The organism is Pseudomonas sp. EL_65y_Pfl1_R83 (assembly GCF_963970695.1).
Lineage (GTDB): Bacteria > Pseudomonadota > Gammaproteobacteria > Pseudomonadales > Pseudomonadaceae > Aquipseudomonas > Aquipseudomonas tritici.
The window spans coordinates 42,802-62,261 of record NZ_CAXAQI010000012.1 but is presented as its reverse complement, the minus strand read 5'-3'; the positions used below and the strand labels follow the sequence as shown (position 1 = coordinate 62,261).

16 protein-coding genes and 1 pseudogene are annotated in these 19,460 nt (G+C 60.4%); 8 read left to right on the top strand and 9 right to left on the bottom strand.

The annotated features are described in order from the left end of the window. Positions 1–237: 237 nt before the first annotated feature. Positions 238–1,005, top strand: coding sequence for a sulfate transporter CysZ (cysZ, locus tag AACY08_RS17875; RefSeq protein WP_339470650.1), 768 nt, complete (start codon positions 238–240; stop codon positions 1,003–1,005). A gap of 54 nt (positions 1,006–1,059) precedes the next feature. Continuing rightward, positions 1,060–2,262, top strand: a complete 1,203-nt coding sequence (locus AACY08_RS17870; RefSeq protein ID WP_339436059.1) for a glycosyltransferase family 4 protein — start codon at positions 1,060–1,062, stop codon at positions 2,260–2,262. Here the strand turns inward: AACY08_RS17870 and AACY08_RS17865 are convergent. The 7 genes from AACY08_RS17865 to rplU all read right to left on the bottom strand — a co-directional run bounded on the left by AACY08_RS17865 (position 2,231) and on the right by rplU (position 7,846). Next, positions 2,231–3,334, bottom strand: a complete 1,104-nt coding sequence (locus tag AACY08_RS17865) for an NADH:flavin oxidoreductase (RefSeq protein ID WP_339470649.1) — start codon at positions 3,332–3,334, stop codon at positions 2,231–2,233. The genes AACY08_RS17870 and AACY08_RS17865 overlap by 32 nt on opposite strands. Before the next feature lie 194 nt (positions 3,335–3,528). Next, complete coding sequence (locus tag AACY08_RS17860) at positions 3,529–4,011, bottom strand: glutathione peroxidase (RefSeq protein ID WP_339420547.1); 483 nt, start codon at positions 4,009–4,011, stop codon at positions 3,529–3,531. 101 nt (positions 4,012–4,112) lie between these two features. Next, positions 4,113–4,577: a CreA family protein gene (locus tag AACY08_RS17855; RefSeq protein ID WP_065874460.1), complete on the bottom strand. Its 465-nt coding sequence runs from the start codon at positions 4,575–4,577 to the stop codon at positions 4,113–4,115. Positions 4,578–4,592: 15 nt separating this feature from the next. Continuing rightward, positions 4,593–5,711 (bottom strand): glutamate 5-kinase, encoded by a 1,119-nt coding sequence (gene proB, locus AACY08_RS17850; RefSeq protein ID WP_005791305.1) that lies wholly within the window; start codon positions 5,709–5,711, stop codon positions 4,593–4,595. 111 nt (positions 5,712–5,822) lie between these two features. Further along, entirely contained in the window at positions 5,823–7,046 is a 1,224-nt protein-coding gene (gene cgtA, locus AACY08_RS17845) for an Obg family GTPase CgtA (RefSeq protein WP_339470648.1), read from the bottom strand. Between the two features lie 193 nt (positions 7,047–7,239). After that, positions 7,240–7,497, bottom strand: coding sequence for a 50S ribosomal protein L27 (gene rpmA / locus AACY08_RS17840; protein WP_003176049.1), 258 nt, complete (start codon positions 7,495–7,497; stop codon positions 7,240–7,242). A 34-nt stretch (positions 7,498–7,531) separates the two neighbouring features. Continuing rightward, entirely contained in the window at positions 7,532–7,846 is a 315-nt protein-coding gene (gene rplU / locus AACY08_RS17835; RefSeq protein ID WP_003176051.1) for a 50S ribosomal protein L21, read from the bottom strand. 239 nt (positions 7,847–8,085) lie between these two features. Between rplU and AACY08_RS17830 the strand changes: the two genes are divergently transcribed. The 3 genes from AACY08_RS17830 (at position 8,086) to AACY08_RS17820 (ending at position 9,982) form a co-directional block, all read left to right on the top strand. Beyond that, positions 8,086–9,054: a polyprenyl synthetase family protein gene (locus tag AACY08_RS17830; RefSeq protein WP_339470647.1), complete on the top strand. Its 969-nt coding sequence runs from the start codon at positions 8,086–8,088 to the stop codon at positions 9,052–9,054. Between the two features lie 166 nt (positions 9,055–9,220). Then, positions 9,221–9,562 carry a zinc ribbon domain-containing protein YjdM gene (locus tag AACY08_RS17825; protein ID WP_339420544.1) on the top strand — a complete coding sequence of 114 codons (342 nt, stop codon included), beginning with the start codon at positions 9,221–9,223 and terminating at the stop codon, positions 9,560–9,562. Between the two features lie 162 nt (positions 9,563–9,724). Next, entirely contained in the window at positions 9,725–9,982 is a 258-nt protein-coding gene (locus AACY08_RS17820) for a PA4570 family protein (RefSeq protein WP_003194088.1), read from the top strand. 162 nt (positions 9,983–10,144) lie between these two features. Here AACY08_RS17820 and AACY08_RS17815 read toward each other — a convergent pair whose 3' ends face one another. Beyond that, on the bottom strand, positions 10,145–10,762 hold the full coding sequence (locus tag AACY08_RS17815; RefSeq protein ID WP_003176055.1) for an FKBP-type peptidyl-prolyl cis-trans isomerase: 618 nt from the start codon (positions 10,760–10,762) through the stop codon (positions 10,145–10,147). A gap of 204 nt (positions 10,763–10,966) precedes the next feature. Between AACY08_RS17815 and AACY08_RS17810 the strand changes: the two genes are divergently transcribed. From AACY08_RS17810 to AACY08_RS30565, 3 genes and pseudogenes are all read left to right on the top strand, one after another. Beyond that, entirely contained in the window at positions 10,967–16,636 is a 5,670-nt protein-coding gene (locus AACY08_RS17810; protein ID WP_339470645.1) for a membrane-targeted effector domain-containing toxin, read from the top strand. Between the two features lie 175 nt (positions 16,637–16,811). Next, positions 16,812–17,876 (top strand): annotated as a pseudogene (locus AACY08_RS30570) (methyl-accepting chemotaxis protein); the annotation flags it as partial. After that, positions 17,868–18,731, top strand: coding sequence for a methyl-accepting chemotaxis protein (locus tag AACY08_RS30565; RefSeq protein WP_370467837.1), 864 nt, complete (start codon positions 17,868–17,870; stop codon positions 18,729–18,731). The pseudogene AACY08_RS30570 and the gene AACY08_RS30565, both read left to right, overlap by 9 nt. A 319-nt stretch (positions 18,732–19,050) precedes the next feature. On the opposite strand, the gene AACY08_RS17800 is transcribed toward AACY08_RS30565, so the two are convergent. Then, the gene (locus AACY08_RS17800) at positions 19,051–19,419 is read right to left on the bottom strand and encodes a glyoxalase superfamily protein (protein WP_339420541.1); all 369 of its coding nucleotides are present in this window, start codon (positions 19,417–19,419) and stop codon (positions 19,051–19,053) included. Positions 19,420–19,460 lie beyond the last annotated feature (41 nt).

Below are 19,460 nucleotides of genomic sequence, written 5' to 3'. Positions count from 1 at the left end.
AAAGGGACCACGAAGCACTTGGGGAAGGCTTGAACTCGCAGACCCTGAAAAATAATGGGTGCAGCGTATCGAGGGGGGCAAGATTAAGGAAATACGGAATAACAATCCAGCTCATAGGTGGTCTCTATGCAGTCGGCTTGGTTCATCGACACGTTTGTTACCGCTGATGTCGCCGCTTTCGCCTAAGGTGCAAAGTCGGTAAGGTCGGCGCGTTCGCCACTTTGCTCGGAGTTCTCCATGCCCGCCCCTGCTCTTTCCGGCCCGCAATACCTGCGTGAAGGCCTCAAACTGGTGTTGAGCCCTGGCCTGCGCCTGTTTGTTTTGCTACCGCTGGCGATCAACCTGGTGCTGTTCGTCGGCTTGATCTATTTCGCCGGTCATCAATTCAGTTTGTGGGTCGACCATTTGATGCCGACGCTGCCGAGCTGGCTGAGTTTTCTGAATTACCTCATCTGGCCTCTGTTTGTGGTGCTAGTGGTGCTGATGGTGTTTTTCACCTTCACCATGCTGGCCAACATCATCGCCGCGCCCTTTAACGGCTTTCTCTCGGAGAAGGTCGAAGTGGTGGTACGTGGCACGGACGATTTTCCGGCCTTCAGCTGGGGCGAGTTGGTCGCCATGGTCCCGCGCACGCTGGCCCGGGAAATGCGCAAGCTGGGCTACTTCCTGCCACGGGCCATCGGCTTGTTTATCCTGTCATTCATTCCGGTGGTCAACCTGATCGCCGCGCCACTATGGCTGTTGTTTGGCGTGTGGATGATGGCGATCCAGTACATCGACTACCCGGCGGACAACCACAAGCTGGGCTGGAACGAGATGCTCGCCTGGCTGCGCCAGAAACGTTGGCAGAGCATGAGTTTCGGCGGCATCGTCTACCTGGTGCTGCTGGTGCCAGTGGTCAACCTGCTGATGATGCCGGCGGCAGTCGCCGGGGCCACGTTGTTCTGGGTGCGCGAGCAAGGTGCCGAAGCGATGGCGGTGCCGAAAAAAGTGACCCAGTCATAAATCCATCATGCCGATGACACAATGACGACATGGCCCACGGCGACACTGTGGGTCATGATGACAGCCTCGCTTCACATCACCCTGATTACCGAAACCTTCCCGCCAGAGATCAACGGGGTGGCCAATACCCTTGGCCGCTTGTGCGAGGGGTTGCGGGCGCGCGGCCATCAAGTCGAGCTGGTGCGCCCGCGCCAGGGCGTCGACCAGAGCCGCCCCAGCGACGATGAGTTGCTGCTGTGCCGTGGCTGGCCGCTACCCGGGTACCCGGGCCTGCAATGGGGACAGTCGTCGATGCACAAATTGCTGCGACGCTGGACCCGTCAGCGTCCGGACGTGCTGTACATCGCCACCGAGGGGCCATTGGGTCTCTCTGCCCTGCGCGCCGCGCGGCGCCTGGGGATCAGCGTGGTCAGTGGCTTTCATACCAATTTCCAGCAGTACTCGAACCAATACGGCTTGAGCATGCTGAGCCGAATGGTCACTCACTACCTACGCTGGTTTCATAACCGTTCGACCTTGACCCTGGTGCCCAGCGCCAGCCAGCGCCTGGAGTTGGAGCGCAGGCATTTCGAGCGTCTGGGGATGTTGTCACGCGGGGTGGACAGCCAGTTGTTCCACCCGGCCAGACGCGACAACGCGCTGCGGGAAAGCTGGGCATTGAACAGTGAGCAAACTGCCGTGCTCTACGTAGGCAGACTTGCGCAGGAGAAGAACCTGGGATTGCTCAAGCGTTGCTTTGAGACGTTGCAGGACACTTATCCCCAGCGTCAGATGAAGCTGATCATCGTCGGCGATGGCCCGCAACGGGCGATGATGGAAAAGGAACTGCCGGAAGCGATCTTCTGCGGCACCTTGCGAGGCGAGGAACTGGCGCGGCATTACGCGTCAGGCGATGTGTTCCTGTTCCCCAGCCTGACCGAAACCTTCGGCAACGTGGTGTTGGAGGCGATGGCCTCGGGCTTGGGTGTGGTGGCCTACGATCAGGCGGCTGCGACCCAGCATATTCGCCATGGCTACAACGGTGTGCTGGCGATGCCGGGAGATGAGAATGCGTTTTGTGAGGCCGCTAACTGGTTACTGGAGGACGCAGAAAGCTTGCGCCGCATGCGCCTGAATGCCCGTCAGCATGCGAGCCGCCAGGGTTGGCCGGCGATTATCGAACAGTTTGAGCGCCAACTGCGCGGGGTATGCAAGGACGGGCCCCCAGTGCCCGCCCTGTCGCCGCTTACACCAGGGTCGTCAACGCCTCACGACTGAATGGCAGGATATCGCTCTCCCGGCCTTCGCGCACTTTCACGGCCCAATCCGGATCAACCAGCAGGGCGCGGCCCACGGCGACCAGGTCGAACTCGTCGTTGTTCAGGCGCTCCAGCAGTTTCTCAAGACTGGCCGGTTGCGCGACCTTGTCGGTGTTGACCATGAACTGCAGGAACTCGCCATCCAGGCCCACGCTGCCCACGGTAATGGTCGGCTTACCGGTGAGCTTGCGCGTCCAGCCGGCCAGGTTGAGGTTGGAGCCTTCAAACTCCGGTTCCCAGAAGCGACGGGTGGAGCAGTGGAAAATGTCCACACCGGCGTCAGACAACGGCTTGAGGAACTCGCCCAACGCTTCCGGGGTTTGCACCAGGCGAGCGGTGTAGTCCTGCTGTTTCCACTGGGAGAAACGGAAGATGATCGGAAAGTCCGGGCCAACTGCGGCGCGGGTGGCCTCGATCAGCTCGATCGCAAAGCGCGAACGGTTGGCCAGACTGCCACCGTATTCGTCGGTGCGCTGGTTGCTGCCTTCCCAGAAGAACTGGTCCACCAGGTAGCCGTGGGCGCCGTGGATCTCTACACCGTCCATGCCGATGCTCTGTGCATCCCTGGCGGCCTCGGCGAAGGCGTTGATCACTTCTTTGATGTCCTGAGTGGTCATGCCGTGGACGACCACGTTGCCATCCTTGAGTTTTTCCATCGGGCCATAGGCTGGCACGCTGGCATCTGGCTCGGTGCCGATACGACGCACGCTGCCTACGTGCCACAATTGCGGAACGATCTTGCCGCCTTCAGCGTGCACCGCGTCGACTACCTTCTTCCAGCCAGCCAGGGCGGCTTCACCGTAGAAATGCGGAACATTGGGGTAGCCGTTTGAGGCTTGATGGCCGACCACCGTACCTTCGGTGATGATCAGGCCCACGCCTGCGGCGGCGCGGCGACGGTAGTACTCGATGACGTTGGAATTAGGGACGCCACCCGGGGAGAACGAGCGGGTCATCGGCGCCATGACCACGCGCGTCGACAGTTGCAATGCACCGAGCTGGAACGGTTTGAACAAGGCTTGGACAGGCATGGGAGCACTCCACGGGAGACTTAGTTTATGACGCAGATAATATGGGGAGTGCGCAGCGCTGAGTAGCACTATTGATCCGAGTGATTAAGGTGTATGAAAGCAGTCAGTAGCTACACGCTTGAAGCTGCAAGAAGAGCGCTGGCGCTTATTCTTGCGGCTTTCAACTTGAGACTTGAAGCTACACCGAAAGGGGTTCAGCTCAGGGCTTTTTCGATGGCCTGGACGATCGTCGGATCATCCGGCGCTGTACGCGGCGAAAAGCGCGCGAGCACCCGGCCGTCTTTACCCAGCAGGAATTTTTCGAAATTCCACGTGATATCCCCGGGGAACTCGGCGCCCTCACCTGCCAGCAAGCGGTACAGTTGATGCCGATCAGGGCCGTTGACCTCGAGCTTGCTGCCCAGCGGGAACGTTACCCCGTAGTTCAGGCTGCAGAACGCCTGGATCTCTTCCTCAGTACCCGGCTCCTGGCCGGCAAACTGATTGCACGGCAAGCCAAGTACGGTAAAGCCCTGGCCCTTGTACTGCTGGTAGAGTTTTTCCAACGCGGCGTATTGCGGGGTCAAACCACATTTGGAGGCCACGTTGACCACCAACACCACTTGCCCCTTTAAGGGCGCCAGCGGCAGCTCGTGTCCGTCCAACGCTTTGAGTTTCAGGTCGTGGAAAGCACTCATGACGAACTCCAGATATCCCATATTCTTCGCATTGCGGCGCTTCGAGATTACAGCTCGCAAGCCTGCAATCATAGACGCCGATTGCAAAACTCGCCTACGGGTTACTGAGCGGTCGGCCAGGGCAAAATCGGAATCGCCGTCACGGCGTTCTGCGGGCTGCCTTCGATCAGTCGGTCGCTGTACACCAGGTACACCAGGGTGTTGCGCTTCTTGTCGAGGAAACGCACCACCTGCATGGTCTTGAACACCAGCGAGGTGCGCTCCTTGAACACTTCGTCGCCATCCTTGAGCTCGCCCTTGAAGCGGATCGGCCCTACCTGACGGCAGGCGATCGAGGCTTCGGCGCGGTCTTCAGCCAGGCCCAGGCCGCCTTTGACGCCGCCGGTCTTGGCGCGCGAGAGGTAGCACGTCACGCCGTCGACCTTGGGGTCATCAAACGCTTCGACCACGATCCTGTCGTTGGGGCCGACAAACTTGAACACCGTCGACACCTGGCCGACTTCCTCGGCGGACGCCAGCAGCGGCATGGCCAACAGCAGGCCGAGCATTCCCTTCATTAAACGCATCGTGTATTCCTTTGGTTAGACTAGGATCAGGTTGTCGCGGTGCACCAGTTCAGGTTCCGCCATGTAACCCAATAGTCCGACAATCGCATCAGAGGATTGTCCAATGATTTTCTGCGCTTCAAGGGCGCTGTAGTTGGCCAGGCCACGGGCAATTTCACGACCGTCCGGCGCAACGCAGACCACCATCTCGCCACGGCGGAAGCTGCCCTGCACCAATTTGACGCCCACCGGCAGCAGGCTCTTGTTGCCTTGGGACAACGCTGATACGGCCCCCTCGTCCAGCACCAGCGTGCCTCGGGTTTGCAGATGACCGGCCAGCCACTGTTTGCGCGCCGCCAGCATGCCGCGTTCCGGCGACAACAGGGTGCCGATGCGCTCACCGGCCTTGAGGCGGTCCAGCACGCGCTCCAGGCGCCCGCCGACGATGATGGTGTGCGCGCCGGAACGTGCGGCCAGGCGTGCGGCACGCAGTTTGGTCTGCATGCCGCCACGGCCCAGGGCGCCGCCGACACTGCCGGCCACGGCGTCCAGCGCCGGGTCATCGGCGCGCGCTTCGTAGATAAGCTGGGCGTCAGGGTTATTGCGCGGGTCGGCGTCGAACATGCCGTCGCGGTCGGTAAGAATGACCAGCAGGTCGGCTTCCACCAGGTTGGCTACCAGGGCGGCCAGGGTGTCGTTGTCACCGAAGCGGATTTCGTCGGTGACCACCGTGTCGTTTTCGTTGATGACCGGGATGACCTTGAGCTCCACCAGCGCACGCAGGGTGCTGCGGGCGTTGAGGTAGCGCTTGCGGTCGGACAGGTCGTCGTGGGTCAGCAGGATCTGCGCCGTGTGGCGACCGTGCTCGGCAAAGCTGGATTCCCAGGCTTGCACCAGGCCCATCTGGCCGATGGCAGCGGCGGCTTGCAGCTCGTGCATCGCGCTGGGTCGCGCGGTCCAGCCGAGGCGGCTCATCCCGGCAGCAACGGCCCCGGACGACACCAGCACCAACTCGACGCCTGCTTCATGCAAGGCCACCATCTGCTCGACCCAGACGCTCATGGCTGCGCGATCCAGACCTTTGCCATCCGCCGTCAGCAGCGCACTTCCAATCTTTACGACCCAGCGCTGCGCACCTGTCACTTTGCTCCGCATCATCTTCAACCCTAGAGTGATGGCTGCGCGACCCAGCGCCGCCCATAACGTTATACCCAGATACTAAAACGCCGCTCTAAAAGGAGCGGCGTTCAAGTTTATCGCAACAGATCAGTCGCGCACGTAAATGATTTCCGGACCGTCGTCATCATCCACGTCTTCTTCGTCCCAATCATCGTCGCCGATGTCATGGACCGACTTCACGCCGCTGCGGCGCAGGGCACGCTGGTCGTCCAGGGCTTGCAACTGGGCACGGGCTTCGTCTTCGATCTGCTGATCGAGTTCAGCCAGTTCGGCCTTGAACACCGGGTCGGCCGCCAGGCGGTCGGCACGGTCTTCGAGGTAGCGCATGATGTCGCGGGTCAGGCGCTCGGTGCCTTCTTTGGCGATAGCCGAGATCACGTAGACCGGGCCAGTCCATTCCAGGCGGTCAACGATCTCCTTGACGCGCTCTTCGTGCTCTTCTTCGAGGATCTGGTCGCACTTGTTCAGCACCAACCAGCGATCACGCTCGGCCAGGGCCGGGCTGAACTTGGTCAGCTCGCTGACGATCACTTCGGCGGCGTCCGGTGCACTGGTGTCATCCAGCGGCGCCATGTCGACGAGGTGCAGCAGCAAACGGGTACGCGACAAGTGCTTGAGGAAGCGAATCCCCAGGCCAGCACCGTCGGAAGCACCTTCGATCAGGCCAGGAATGTCGGCGATCACGAAGCTTTTCCAACGGTCGACGCTGACCACGCCCAGGTTAGGTACCAGGGTGGTGAACGGGTAGTCGGCGACCTTCGGCTTGGCGGCCGAAACCGAGCGAATGAAGGTACTTTTACCGGCATTTGGCAGGCCCAACAGGCCTACGTCGGCGAGGACTTTCATTTCCAGTTTGAGGTCACGCTGCTCGCCCGGCTTGCCTGGCGTGGTCTGGCGTGGCGCGCGGTTGGTACTGGACTTGAATCGGGTGTTACCCAGACCGTGCCAGCCGCCCTGCACAACCATCAGCTTCTGGCCGGCCTTGGTCAGGTCGCCAATCACTTCCTGGGTGGCCGAGTCGATGATCGTGGTGCCAACCGGTACGCGCAGTACCAGGTCTTCGCCTTTTTTACCGGTGCAGTCGGTGCTGCCGCCGTTGGAGCCACGCTCGGCATCAAAGTGCCGGGTGTAACGGTAGTCGACCAGGGTGTTGAGGTTTTCGTCGGCCATCATGTAGATGGAACCGCCGTCACCGCCGTCACCGCCGTTAGGGCCACCGTTTTCGATGAATTTTTCGCGACGGAAACTCATGCAACCGTTACCGCCGTCGCCTGCTTTTACTCGGATGGAAACTTCATCAACGAACTTCATAACAAAACGCCTCTCGCCGCACGGACGAGCTTAAGAAACCAAGACATAAGACTCTTGCAAAAATGAGCGCAGCGACCTCAATCAACGACCGCACATCCCGCGCCTGAGCCCATTACAAACAGCTTTGCAAGAGACTCACCCCACAAACGAAAAAGCCCCGTCGCGAGACAGGGCTTTTCCAGCGATCTCGCAGTTAAGCTGCGACAACGCTCACGTAACGGCGGTTGAACGCGCCTTTTACTTCAAACTTGATCACGCCTTCGATTTTAGCGAAGAGGGTGTGATCTTTACCCATGCCAACACCGTAACCGGCGTGGAATTGGGTGCCGCGCTGACGCACGATGATGTTGCCCGGAATGATTTTCTGGCCGCCATACATCTTAACGCCAAGGCGTTTGGCTTCTGAGTCGCGACCGTTACGGGTACTACCACCAGCTTTTTTGTGTGCCATGAGTCAATTCTCCTAGTGAGGAATTAGGCTGAAATTAAGCCTGAATACCGGTGATTTTGATCTCGGTGTACCACTGGCGGTGGCCCATACGCTTCATGTGGTGCTTACGACGACGGAACTTGATGATGCGGACTTTATCGTGACGACCTTGGGAGATCACTTCAGCCACAACGGTAGCGCCAGCAACAACTGGAGCGCCGATGTTCACGTCATCGCCATTGGCGACCAACAGAACGCGATCAAAAGTAACGGATTCGCCGGTAGCGATTTCCAGTTTTTCGATCTTCAGGTATTCACCTGGGGCGACTTTGTATTGCTTGCCACCAGTAACAATTACTGCGTACGACATGGTATTTCTCCGATAATCCTGCTCACCCAGCGCTTTATAAGAAGAGGTATTGGCTGGCATGGCTGCATGGGATGGACGTCCCGAATGCAATTGCGTAAGGCAGGTGCTGCCCAGGAAGTTCAGGGTGCGCGATTGTACGCAAGGCTTTGACGCGTTGCAAGTGGCCGTCTATCGCGCCTTGACACCCGGGGGCCTGGGTCCTAGCATGCCGCGCAACCCTTCTGGAGCGACTGTCGCTGATGCAACCCCAAGCTTTCTACCGCGCGGTCGCGGACGATTTTAGCGCCGTCGACGGCATCATCAAGAAGCAGCTGACTTCTAAAGTGCCGCTGGTCTCCAAAATTGGCGACTATATTACGTCGGCGGGCGGTAAACGCCTGCGTCCTTTATTAGTGTTGCTGTGCGGCAAGGCCCTGGGTCGCGAAGGCGATGACCTGCGCCTGCTGGCGGCCACTATCGAGTTCCTGCACACCGCCACCCTGCTGCATGACGACGTGGTCGACATGTCCGGCATGCGCCGTGGCCGCGAGACCGCCAATGCCATGTGGGGCAATGCCCCTAGCGTACTGGTGGGCGACTTCCTGTACTCGCGCTCGTTTGAAATGATGGTTGAACTTGGCTCGATGCCGGTGATGAAAATTCTTTCACAGGCCACGCGCATCATCGCCGAAGGCGAAGTGCTGCAACTGTCGAAGGTCCGGGACGCCAGCACCACCGAAGAAACCTACATGGAAGTGATTCGCGGCAAAACCGCGATGCTCTTCGAAGCCTCCACACACAGCGCCGCTGCACTGTGTGGCGCGACGGCCGAACAGTCCGAAGCCCTGCGCACGTTTGGCGACCACCTAGGCGTCGCCTTCCAACTGGTGGACGACCTGCTCGACTACCGTGGCGACGCAGAGACCTTGGGCAAGAACGTCGGCGACGACCTGGCCGAAGGCAAGCCGACCTTGCCGCTGATCTACACCATGCGCGAAGGCACGCTGGAACAGGCCGCCTTGGTGCGCAAGGCGATCCAGAAAGGCGGGATCGAAGACCTGGAGGCCATCCGTGCCGCCGTCGAGGCGTCAGGCTCGCTGGCGTACACCGCGCAGTTGGCGCGTGATTATGTCGCCCGTGCGATCAAGTGCCTGGACGCCCTGCCGGCCAGTGAATACCGGGACGCCCTGGTTGAGCTGAGTGAGTTTGCGGTCGCACGTACGCACTGATACTGCCCGGTTTCATGTGGGAGCTGGCTTGCCAGCGATGACTTTTGCGAGTTCACTGCCGCTATCGCAGGCAAGCCAGCTCCCACAGAGTTCCGCGGCGCCCCAACCTTGCGATAAACCCTATATAATGTGCGACTTTAGCCATCCTGACTTTTAAGGAGCTTTAGTGAGCACGTTGCCACCCTGCCCGAAATGCAACTCCGAATACACCTACGAAGACGGCACCCAGCTGATCTGCCCGGAATGCGCCCATGAGTGGTCCGCCAATGGCGAGGCCGAAGCGGCCAGCGACGAAACCGTGAAGAAAGACTCCGTCGGCAATGTGCTGCAGGACGGCGACACCATCACCGTGATCAAGGACCTCAAGGTCAAGGGCACCTCCCTGGTGGTCAAGGTCGGCACCAAGGTCAAGAACATCCGCCTGTGCGACGGCGACCACGATATCGATTGCAAGATCGACGGTATCGGCCCGATGAAGCTCAAGTCCGAGTTCGTGCGCAAAGTCTGAATGTGCTACCTCCATCCCGCGCCCGCCGCGGGATGGCGTTTCGCCCTCTACGTTGCACCCCACGCAATATCCACACAGAAAAAACCAGAAACCGCCAATAGGCACTTGCTATTCTATGAATAAGAATTATTCTCATTGAAACCCATCAAGGAGATGCGACCCATGACTTATTTGATAGATGCCTGGCTGGACCGCCCACACCCTTACCTGCGGATCCTGCATCGGGAAACCGGCGAAGTCTGTGCGGTACTGGAAGAAGAAGCCCTAAATGAACTGCAGGATCAGGGTGACCTGGACGTCAACGGGCTGAGTTCAAGTGAACCTGGCGTGTTGAAGGAAGTGGTGCGCAATCTGTTTCTGTTCTGCTATGCCCGAGCGTTGCGCCCGGCCACGGAGCTCAATGGCAAGTTTCATCCATGAGCGACACGACAACCCACGAATGCACCGGCCTGATGTGGGAGTCGGCGGTTCGATGCTTCGACTTGCCCGCGATGCAGACGACTCGGTCAACCTTGCTACCGAGGTGATGCTATCGCAGGCAAGCCAGCCCCCACATCAAGCTGGCGTCAATGCTACCCAGTCTTACAGAACGTCGAGCAGTTCGACGTCGAACACCAGAACGCTGTGCGGCGGGATGCTGCCAACGCCTTGAGCGCCGTAAGCCAGTTCGCTCGGCACATACAGACGCCATTTGCTGCCGGCATTCATCAATTGCAGGGCTTCGGTCCAACCGGCGATCACGCCGCCAACCGGGAATTCTGCAGGCTGGCCGCGCTCATAGGAGCTGTCGAACACAGTGCCGTCGATCAGGGTGCCGTGGTAGTGAGTACGCACTTGGTCTTCACGGGTTGGCTTGGCGCCATCACCTGCGGTCAGCACTTCGAATTGCAGGCCGGAAGCCAGGGTGGTGATGCCATCACGCTTGGCGTTTTCAGCCAGGAACGCCAGGCCGGCGCCCGCTGCGGCTTCAGCCTTGGCAGCCGCTTCGGCTTGCATGATTTCGCGGATCACTTTGAAGCTGGCGGCCATCTGCTCTTGGTCCACACGGCTTGGCTTGCCGGCGAAGGCGTCGGTCAGGCCGGCCAGGATCGCGTCAAGGCTCACGCCCGGCGGCGGGTTGTCGCGCAGTTGGTCACCCAACTGACGGCCAATACCGTAGCTGACGCGGGTTTCGTCGGTGGACAGATTAACTTCGGACATGAAGAGGCTCCGCTGTAGGAAGACACCGAAAAAGCTGCATGAGCGCTGCGCTTCCCGTGCCATCCAGAACTAAAAGGGCCAGCAGACTAGCACAGAAAACCTGCCCCTGATGAGCCCCACCCCTGCCCCTAGCTATCTACCGCTGCGCCGCCCGGGCGTTACCTCATGCTGAGGATTCATTCCATCATCATGGGGACTGTGCCGATGAGCACCCAGACCGAACCCACCCTCGAGCAGCTCGAGACCCAACTGCTCGAGATCGACCCGACACTGCGCGGCCAGACGCTGCGCCCCGTCCAATTGCCGCACACGCTCCAGGCGCTGGAAAAAGTGAACGCCACGCTCAAGCAAGCCAACGCGGCTTTCTTCACCCAGGCCCGCGCGCTCTACAAAGGCCTTGCCGAAGACGACACCTCGCTCGCGCGCTTGAAAACCAATCTAGACCAGCAACTGCAAACCCTGGATGAAACCAGCCGCGTGGATGGCCAGGGCCGCAAGGCCTACATGACCTATACCGCCGGCAGCACCGCGCTGGAACAGGAAGCGAGCCTCAACGCCAAGGATTACCTGCTCACACCGTCCGACCAGCGCATGGTGGAAGACTGCTCCCGCGGCCCGGCGTTTCGTCCAGGCATGTATGCACTGACGTTCACCTATCAGGAACAGACCGTGGCCTTTGCCGGCGCCTTCGTGCTCACGCGCCAGGCCAGCCCCGTGGTGAACGACTTGACCTGCGGCGAGCCGGTCGGTCCGGTACTGCTATTCACGCCATCCCGTGGCCTGGAACCCTTCGACTCGTTGCACGACCTCGACCAGGGCCTGCTGACAATCATGGCAACCGCCACCGACCGGGACGTGCTCACTCGCCACCTGCCTGTGGCTTATCAACACGTGCACAGCGCCGGTATCTGGCCCCTGGAACTGCAACCGATCACCGGCCAGCCGCTGTTCGAATTCAGCTACCAGGCGCTGCTGAACAAACGCAGCCTCGACATCGAAGCCGCCCTGACGCACCACACGCCTGCCACACGGGTTCCATTGCTGGACGCCGCCATTCAGGCGGCGCTGCCCGACCTCAGCGAACGCCTGGAATTTCGCGCCCAACGCCTGTTGGAACAAGCCCTCTACAACCGTTTGCCCGCCTGGTACCGCAATGCCGCAGCGACTGACCAACACGCGTTAATCGCGAAACTGGCGAACTACAATCAGGCCCGCCAGTCATTCCTCGACCTGTTCGGCCCTGCCGCCACACCACAGGCCCTGGCGCACTACCAACTGGTAGAGCGGCTGGCAGACGACATGGATATCCACGACCTCGATCCGCACCAACTGCACATCACCACCCAGCGCAAGGTCTCCCTCGTCGGCGACTATGCACAACGCCATAACCTGGTGGCGTTGGCATTGGCAGGCCTGCACACCGACGACGGTTTGCCTGGCTCCGACTTCCTGCAGCGCAGCCAACTCACCTACGCCGACGCGCCGTTGCAGCGTGATCATGCCCAACTGACTCCGCAAGCTTTGTCCCTCCTGTTACAACACCTGCATCCGCGCCTGGACTTCGCCGCCGAGCAAAAAAGCATGCTCGGTACGCCTGAAATCAAACAGGCGACTAGGGCGCTGCTCGATCAACGCCTGCTCACGCTGGCGACCCTCGCCAGGCTCCAGGGCCATCTGGACACGGCCGACTACCGGCGCTTCGAACAACTGCGCGCCAATCTTAATCCGCACCTGCGGGCGCAACCGGTGCTGGTACATGGCGCGCAACTCAAGGACCTGTGGCTACTGCGCGACGAAGCTGCCAGCGGCCAGGTCAAGCGCCTGCTGCTATGCACTCCCGAAGCCCCGCGCGCTCGGCAGTTCATGGCCTTCGACAGCCTGCGGGAATGCCAGACCCACATTATCGGCTGGGCGGATGAAGCGTCCGGGGCGATGCGTGACTATGTGATCCAGCAAGTCCCCGTGCGCTTTCGTCCCAAGATGGCGACCTTTATGAACAACCTGAGCTTTAAGCCAGGGGACGACGAGTATCAGGAAGTCACCTTCGGCCCGGCGTGTAACCACGCCGACTGCCTGGACGCGATGGTCGCCCATTGGCTCGAATCCCAGGCGCTGGACGATTACCAACACAGCAGCCCACCCTGGTATCGAGCAGCGTCGGCAGCCAACCGAATCAAACTCACCAGCCTGGCCGAGGATACCCAGGGCGCACAGCGCACCTACGATGCCCGGCCCGATTCGGAGGCGCGCCTGCCGACGTTTGAGGCGTATGTGCATGAGCACGCCAAAGCCAGCCTTAATCGGCTGTTGGGGCATCAGCAGAATGATGTCGATCCAGACACGGTTTTCGTCTACTCGCCCAAGCCGCTGCTGGGGCCGAAAACCGAAATGCCCTACACCCAGTTGTACCGCGACGGTTACGAAGACGGCGTGGGGTTCCTCGACGAAAAATTCTCCACCAGCGCCACTTTCCGCGGCCCGGCAGGTGTGGACCTGAGCCGGCTGACTGCGCAGAACGTGGCCCGCTCAGTGACCGGGGTGTGGATCGGCCAGCGCTACATCGAGCGGGTCCGCCTGCAACTGCAAACCGATAGCACAGGGTATGACGACCGGCGCAGCGCCATCCTGAAGATCAACCAACTGCAGATGAAAAGCGCCGCCCTCGAGTCCCGTCTCCAGGGCCACATCGCCAGTGCCGACCTGGCCTGGCTGGAGCGCGCCATCGATGGCCTGGGCGACAAGGCCGTCAGCCAACGCAACAGCTACCGCGTGTACCGTGTGTTCATCGACGGTGAATGGGTGATCGGCAACTACCTGTTCAGTCACGCCGACAACCCCACGCTGCTCTATACCCCGAATGCTCCGGATGGCATCAGTTTTCGCGAGGCCAGGCTGTTCAACTATCTGCTCAAGCAGGTCGACGGTATGCCGGCCTACTTCTGTGGACGCGTGCCGACACAGTCCCGATCGCGGGTCAGCGGATTTCTGGAGAGCGTGCGTAAAGGCCTGCCCAGTGATATCAACCGCACTACGCCAAGCCCGGCCCGCTATGACGCGATCGCCCACGCGGCCCCCCTGGCCAATCTGCGCCATGAGTTCTACAACATGGCGCTGCAACGCAAGATCGATGAGGTCAACGCCACCACCGTCAACCGCATGCAGAAAATCACCGGCATTCTCTGGACCTGCGTGGAATGGCTCACCGCCGTCGCCACGATCCCATTCCCGCCCCTGAGCCTGAGCCTGGGCGGCCTGCTGGCATTCAAGGACGCCATGCTGGCGCTCAACGCCTATCAGCAGCGCGACAAAGCCATGGCGCTGCAGCACTTTCTCGGTTACTTGCTTAACAGCGGCGGTGCCTTGCTGTTTGATTACCGCCAGGTTCTGAAGGGAACGTTCAATTTGCTGTCGCCCCTGCGTCCGGTGATTCCCGCCAGCACGCAGGCCCTGAAAACCGCTGCACTCAAGCCACTCAAAAGCACCGTGCCACCCGGCCTGCAACCCGTGCTGTTTGAAGGCCAGTCACTGTGGGCCGCGCAACAACCCGATGCGCTGGGACGGCATCTGCTCTATCGCCTTGACGCGCGAACGGGCCACTATCGTTCAACGGCACGCCTGGTCAATCAGGACGCCAGCGGCAACTGGATGCGTTCCGGCCTGGCGGGAGGCGGTAAGACGAAATACGAAAAGCTGGCGGAGGGCGTCGATAACCCCTTGGCCCCGTATGAGATTGCTCCCGATCAGGGCAAGAATTTCAGGGCTGTACTGGCGCCCAACTTCCTTAAGGAGCAGAGCGATTGGGGCGCTGGCCTGGCCGATGCGTCCCGCACACAGGCCAGCGCAGCGCTGGCCCCGCTCAGAGAAACGTACCCCGCGCAGGTATTACGCCTGACTGAAGATGCTAACCAATTCTTCCAGCCCCCCGGACCGCGTCCTGCCCGGACCGCCGCGCCGGCACTGGCACCCGACGCCTCCCACGCGGGCATCTTGCAAACCCTGTTCGCGCCCACCAAACGCTTGATCATCGGGGCCCATCACAACGCCATCGCCAGCAAGCAATTGCTCATCGAGCACATGCCGGCGCTGGCCAAGCAAGGCTTGAAGCGCCTGTATATCGAAAACCTGCCGGCGGATATTTGGCACAGCAAACTGCAGGTGCTGAACAAGCAGGCCAAGGGCGATATCGCACGCGCACTGAAGCAGGTGGAAGACCACCTGGCCGAGGTCGACAGCGCGCTCGGACTGCACCGCGACGCCCCCTTCACTTACCGCAAACTGATGCTTGCCGCCCACCGGCACACTATCGCGGTGGAGGCGTTGGATGGCTCTGCCTCCTACCATCTGGAACACGTACTCGCCCTGGGGGACGGCGAGCGTTTTATCCCTCGCGCCAGCACCTTGAGAAACTTCTATTCCCACAAAATCCTGGAACGCGATGCCGCAGACGGTTGGATCGCTTTGGTCGAACAAAATCGCCTTGGCACCTATGATCAGATACCGGGCCTGGCCGACCTGCAGAATGCGCTGGCCTTACGGGTCGAGGAGGTACCGCCAGGCGGGGTGAACGGTATCTGGCCCGACGTCAGCGGTGCCGCCCAATCCCGAGGGGATTACAGGCTCGCCATGACGACCGCCCACCGCGTGCTGCCATCACCCGGCTCGTCACGGGTTATGCAGGCGGCGGCGGTGTCATCGCATTTCGACACGTTCGACCTCCCCGCGACACTTCACGAGGACATCACGCAACTGGCCAGCGAGCGCCGCGGCCTCGACCCGCGCTACGCCTCGCAGCACCGGTCGAAGACACAACAGGCCGCTATCCAGAGCTTTACCGAACAGCGAGACCAGTTGCATCGGCAAGCCAGCCGTTTCGTTGCCGATTACACCTTCACGACACGCCCGTCATTGACGCTCCCGGCCACAGCAACCACAGAAGTGGCGTTTCTGGAGCGCCTTTATCAGTCAAGGCTCGGGCTGGTGATTGGCGAAGTGCATTCGGCCATATCACCTAAGCAGTTTCTGATCAAACACATGAAATGGCTGAAGAAACAGGGGGTCCGGACCCTCTATGTGGAACACCTGCTGACGGACTTGCATCAGGCACAGTTGGACGCTTTCCACAGCGGTTTGAAAATGCCCGAGCGCTTGCAACGTTATGTAAAGCAGCAAGACCTCGGCCATATGTGGAACTACACCGGACCCAATACCTACACCGGTGTGCTGAGCGCGGCCAATAAATACGGGATCCGCGTGCGAGCGCTTGATTGCACCGCCAGCTACCACACCAAGGGCATCGGCGGCGCCAACGTTCGGCCTACGCTGTTCAGCTATTTCGCCAACGAAGTGATCAAGGCCGACCAGGCGGCGCAAGGTGCGCATAAATGGGTGGCGCTGATGGGCACGGCCCACACCGACACCCATTACCTGGTACCGGGGATTGCGCAATTGCAGAACGCCGTCAGCCTGCATATTCACGATGTAGCCCCAAGCCTCGCAAAGCCGTTGCACGTCGGCGCCTGGGAAACGGCTGACGATGCCGGCGGAATAGCCTTGCGCAGCGACTTCAAACTGACCGTCGGCGTGCCGGGCCGAGCGCTCCCGGCGCCAGTAGCACTCCCTGATCGGAGCAAACTCAAGCGGGCCGGTGAGTTCCTGATTGAGCGGCGTTCGTCGACTGAAATCAACCTGGTGCATCGTTCCAGAAACGATGAAATTGTGACCACCGCCATTCAAATCGACGAGCGCGGACGCTACTTCATCAATCGATGGGACCGACTCAACGAACAGCGCTTCCTGCACCTGTCGCAATTGATCGAGGCGCTCAAGAGCCATCCGCCCCTGGGCATTGGGCCGGGCCTGCGACCGGTGACCTGACTTACACCTGAAGGCCCCGCCCATTGCCAGGGTGGGACCGTTTTCGACCGTTTGGTCATTCGGGCGACAAAAGTATTTCAGGTTCACGCATTGCCGCCGATACAGGTCTACATAATTCAGCTGGCCCCAACAACAACACCGTCCAGCACACCGAAATCATTCTTGCGGAGTATCGATGAACAGCTGGTTCGGCAACATCAGCGTCAACCTCAAACTCGGCCTGGGCTTTGGCCTGGTGCTGGTTCTCACCTCAATTCTGGCGCTCACCGGCTGGACCAGCCTGGGCGGCTTGATCGACCGCAGCAACTGGATGAGCGACATCACCCAGCTCAACGCCTCCCTGACCAAACTGCGAATCGTGCGCCTGCAGTACATGCTCGCCAACGGCGACGAAGCCGTGGCGCAGAACGTACAGACCAGCCTGGATACCTTCGCTGCCCAGCAGCAGAAACTGCTGGACAGCTTCAAGAGCCCGGCAAACCTCAAGCTGCTCAACGAGCAGAAATCCATCATCACCGCTTACCAGCAATCGCTGAACAAAATGCGCGAGGCTTACCGTAACGGCAACGCCTCGCGCCAGGTAATGGGCGACAAGGCTGATATCGCCAATGCTCAGATCGACGCGTTGGAAGCCAGCGTTAAACAGATGCCCGACAGTTCGGAGTACCTTGCCCAATTCCAGGCAGTGACCGACGCGAAGATGCAATTCCAATTGGCCCGCTACGAAGTGCGTGGCTACACCGCCAACGTCAGTCCGGAGACCGAAGCCCGCGCCGCAGCGCAAATCGAGAATGCCATTGCAGGCTTGAAAGGCCTGAACACTGCCTTTGGCACCCGCCAGCAAAGCGAGTTGACCGCATTGGAAACAGCCTTGGGTGCCTATCGCAGCGCCGTGCAGAACTACAAGGCCGCCAACGCCAACATCGTATCCGCCCGTGCCGAGATGACCACCCAGGGCGCCGACATCGTCACGATCAGCGACAAGCTGTACGACATCCAGTTGACCCGTCGCGATGCCGAAAGCACCCAGGCGCGCAGCCTGCAGTTGATCAGCACACTGCTGGCGCTGCTGGTGGGCGTTATCGCCGCATGGGCCATCACTCGCCAGATCACTCGCCCGATCCAGGACACCCTGGCCGTGGTGGAACGCATTGCCTCCGGCGACCTGAGCCACACCATCCAAGTGACCCGCCGCGATGAACTGGGTGTGCTGCAACAAGGCATCCAGCGCATGGGCACCACCCTGCGTGAGTTGATCAGTGGTATTCGCGACGGCGTAACCCAGATCGCCAGCGCCGCCGAGGAACTGTCGGCCGTGACCGAGCAGACCAGCGCCGGTGTGAACAGCCAGAAGATCGAAACCGATCAGGTCGCTACGGCGATGCACGAAATGACCGCCACCGTGCAGGAAGTTGCGCGCAACGCCGAGCAAGCTTCCCTGGCCGCGGCCGAGGCCGACGGCCAAGCCCGCGCCGGCGACAAAGTGGTCGCCGAGGCCATTGCCCAGATCGAGCGCCTCGCCGCCGAAGTGGCGCGTTCCACCGACGCCATGGCGCACCTGCAACAAGAGAGCAACAAGATCGGCAGCGTGATGGACGTGATCAAGGCCGTGGCCGAACAGACCAACCTGCTGGCCCTCAACGCGGCGATTGAAGCGGCGCGTGCCGGTGAAGCCGGTCGTGGGTTTGCCGTGGTAGCCGATGAAGTGCGCGGCCTGGCCCAGCGCACCCAGAAATCCACTGAAGAAATCGAAGGCCTGGTTGCCGGTTTGCAGAACGGTACTCAGCAAGTCGCCTCAGTGATGAACAACAGCCGCAGCCTCACCGACAGCAGCGTCGAGCTGACACGCAAGGCTGGCGTGTCCCTGGAAAACATCACCCGGACGGTGTCGAACATCCAGTCGATGAACCAGCAGATCGCTGCCGCCGCCGAACAGCAAAGCGCCGTGGCCGAAGAGATCAGCCGCAGCATCGTGAATGTGCGTGATGTCTCGGAGCAGACGGCGACGGCGAGTGATGAGACGGCCAAGTCGAGTGTGGAACTGGCGCGGTTGGGTAGCCAGTTGCAGCAGATGGTCAGCCACTTCCGGGTTTAAGAAACCAAAAAGCCGCCTCGGCCTACACCGAAGCGGCTCCACTTCTCAGACCTTAACGGTCATCAAAGCTGTCCCGCAGGAACTTCCATACGTGATAAGCACGCAGGCAGTTCACTACGAGGTTCCATGTACGTCGTGCAAACTTAAACATAATCGGCCCTCCGTAAGTTGGGCCTTACCTCCAGCGCACTTACCGGAACACGTGAGCCTTAGGATGCTGGTCATAGCTTCCAATGAGGTCGCAACCCCAGCCACTAACTGGGATTGCAATAAAAAACCGCCCTACCAAGGCGGTTTTTTATTGCCTGCGATTTACCCCTCAGCCCTCGCTCTCCTCGACAAACACCACCCGATTCCCGAACGGATCCTTGATGCTCATCTCGCGCGAGCCCCAAGGCGTGTCCTCAACTTCAGGCTTGGCATACCGGTAATCCTTGCCCGCCAATTGCTGCTGATACGCATCCACTCCCTGCGCCTGAATACGCACTGCCGAGCCCGGCGAGGCGTCGCCATGATGCTCAGTCAAATGCAGCACGCACTCACCCAGCGACACCTGCAGGTACAACGGATAATTCGCCTCGAAACGGTGTTGCCAATCTACCTTGAACCCCAGGAAGTCGACGTAGAATTCCAACGCCTTGGCCTCGTCGAAAATCCGCACTATGGGGGTAACTTTTCCTAAGTGCATGTATCCGCCTCCGTGTCTGAAAACCACAACTATAAAGGGTT

Bases quoted from the DNA above. Each gene is read 5' to 3' on its own strand.
- cysZ (WP_339470650.1), top strand. From the start codon at position 238: ATGCCCGCCCCTGCTCTTTCCGGCCCGCAATACCTGCGTGAAGGCCTC.
- AACY08_RS17870 (WP_339436059.1), top strand. From the start codon at position 1,060: ATGATGACAGCCTCGCTTCACATCACCCTGATTACCGAAACCTTCCCG.
- AACY08_RS17865 (WP_339470649.1), bottom strand. From the start codon at position 3,334: ATGCCTGTCCAAGCCTTGTTCAAACCGTTCCAGCTCGGTGCATTGCAA.
- AACY08_RS17860 (WP_339420547.1), bottom strand. From the start codon at position 4,011: ATGAGTGCTTTCCACGACCTGAAACTCAAAGCGTTGGACGGACACGAG.
- AACY08_RS17855 (WP_065874460.1), bottom strand. From the start codon at position 4,577: ATGCGTTTAATGAAGGGAATGCTCGGCCTGCTGTTGGCCATGCCGCTG.
- proB (WP_005791305.1), bottom strand. From the start codon at position 5,711: ATGCGGAGCAAAGTGACAGGTGCGCAGCGCTGGGTCGTAAAGATTGGA.
- cgtA (WP_339470648.1), bottom strand. From the start codon at position 7,046: ATGAAGTTCGTTGATGAAGTTTCCATCCGAGTAAAAGCAGGCGACGGC.
- rpmA (WP_003176049.1), bottom strand. From the start codon at position 7,497: ATGGCACACAAAAAAGCTGGTGGTAGTACCCGTAACGGTCGCGACTCA.
- rplU (WP_003176051.1), bottom strand. From the start codon at position 7,846: ATGTCGTACGCAGTAATTGTTACTGGTGGCAAGCAATACAAAGTCGCC.
- AACY08_RS17830 (WP_339470647.1), top strand. From the start codon at position 8,086: ATGCAACCCCAAGCTTTCTACCGCGCGGTCGCGGACGATTTTAGCGCC.
- AACY08_RS17820 (WP_003194088.1), top strand. From the start codon at position 9,725: ATGACTTATTTGATAGATGCCTGGCTGGACCGCCCACACCCTTACCTG.
- AACY08_RS17815 (WP_003176055.1), bottom strand. From the start codon at position 10,762: ATGTCCGAAGTTAATCTGTCCACCGACGAAACCCGCGTCAGCTACGGT.
- AACY08_RS17810 (WP_339470645.1), top strand. From the start codon at position 10,967: ATGAGCACCCAGACCGAACCCACCCTCGAGCAGCTCGAGACCCAACTG.
- AACY08_RS30565 (WP_370467837.1), top strand. From the start codon at position 17,868: ATGGGCACCACCCTGCGTGAGTTGATCAGTGGTATTCGCGACGGCGTA.
- AACY08_RS17800 (WP_339420541.1), bottom strand. From the start codon at position 19,419: ATGCACTTAGGAAAAGTTACCCCCATAGTGCGGATTTTCGACGAGGCC.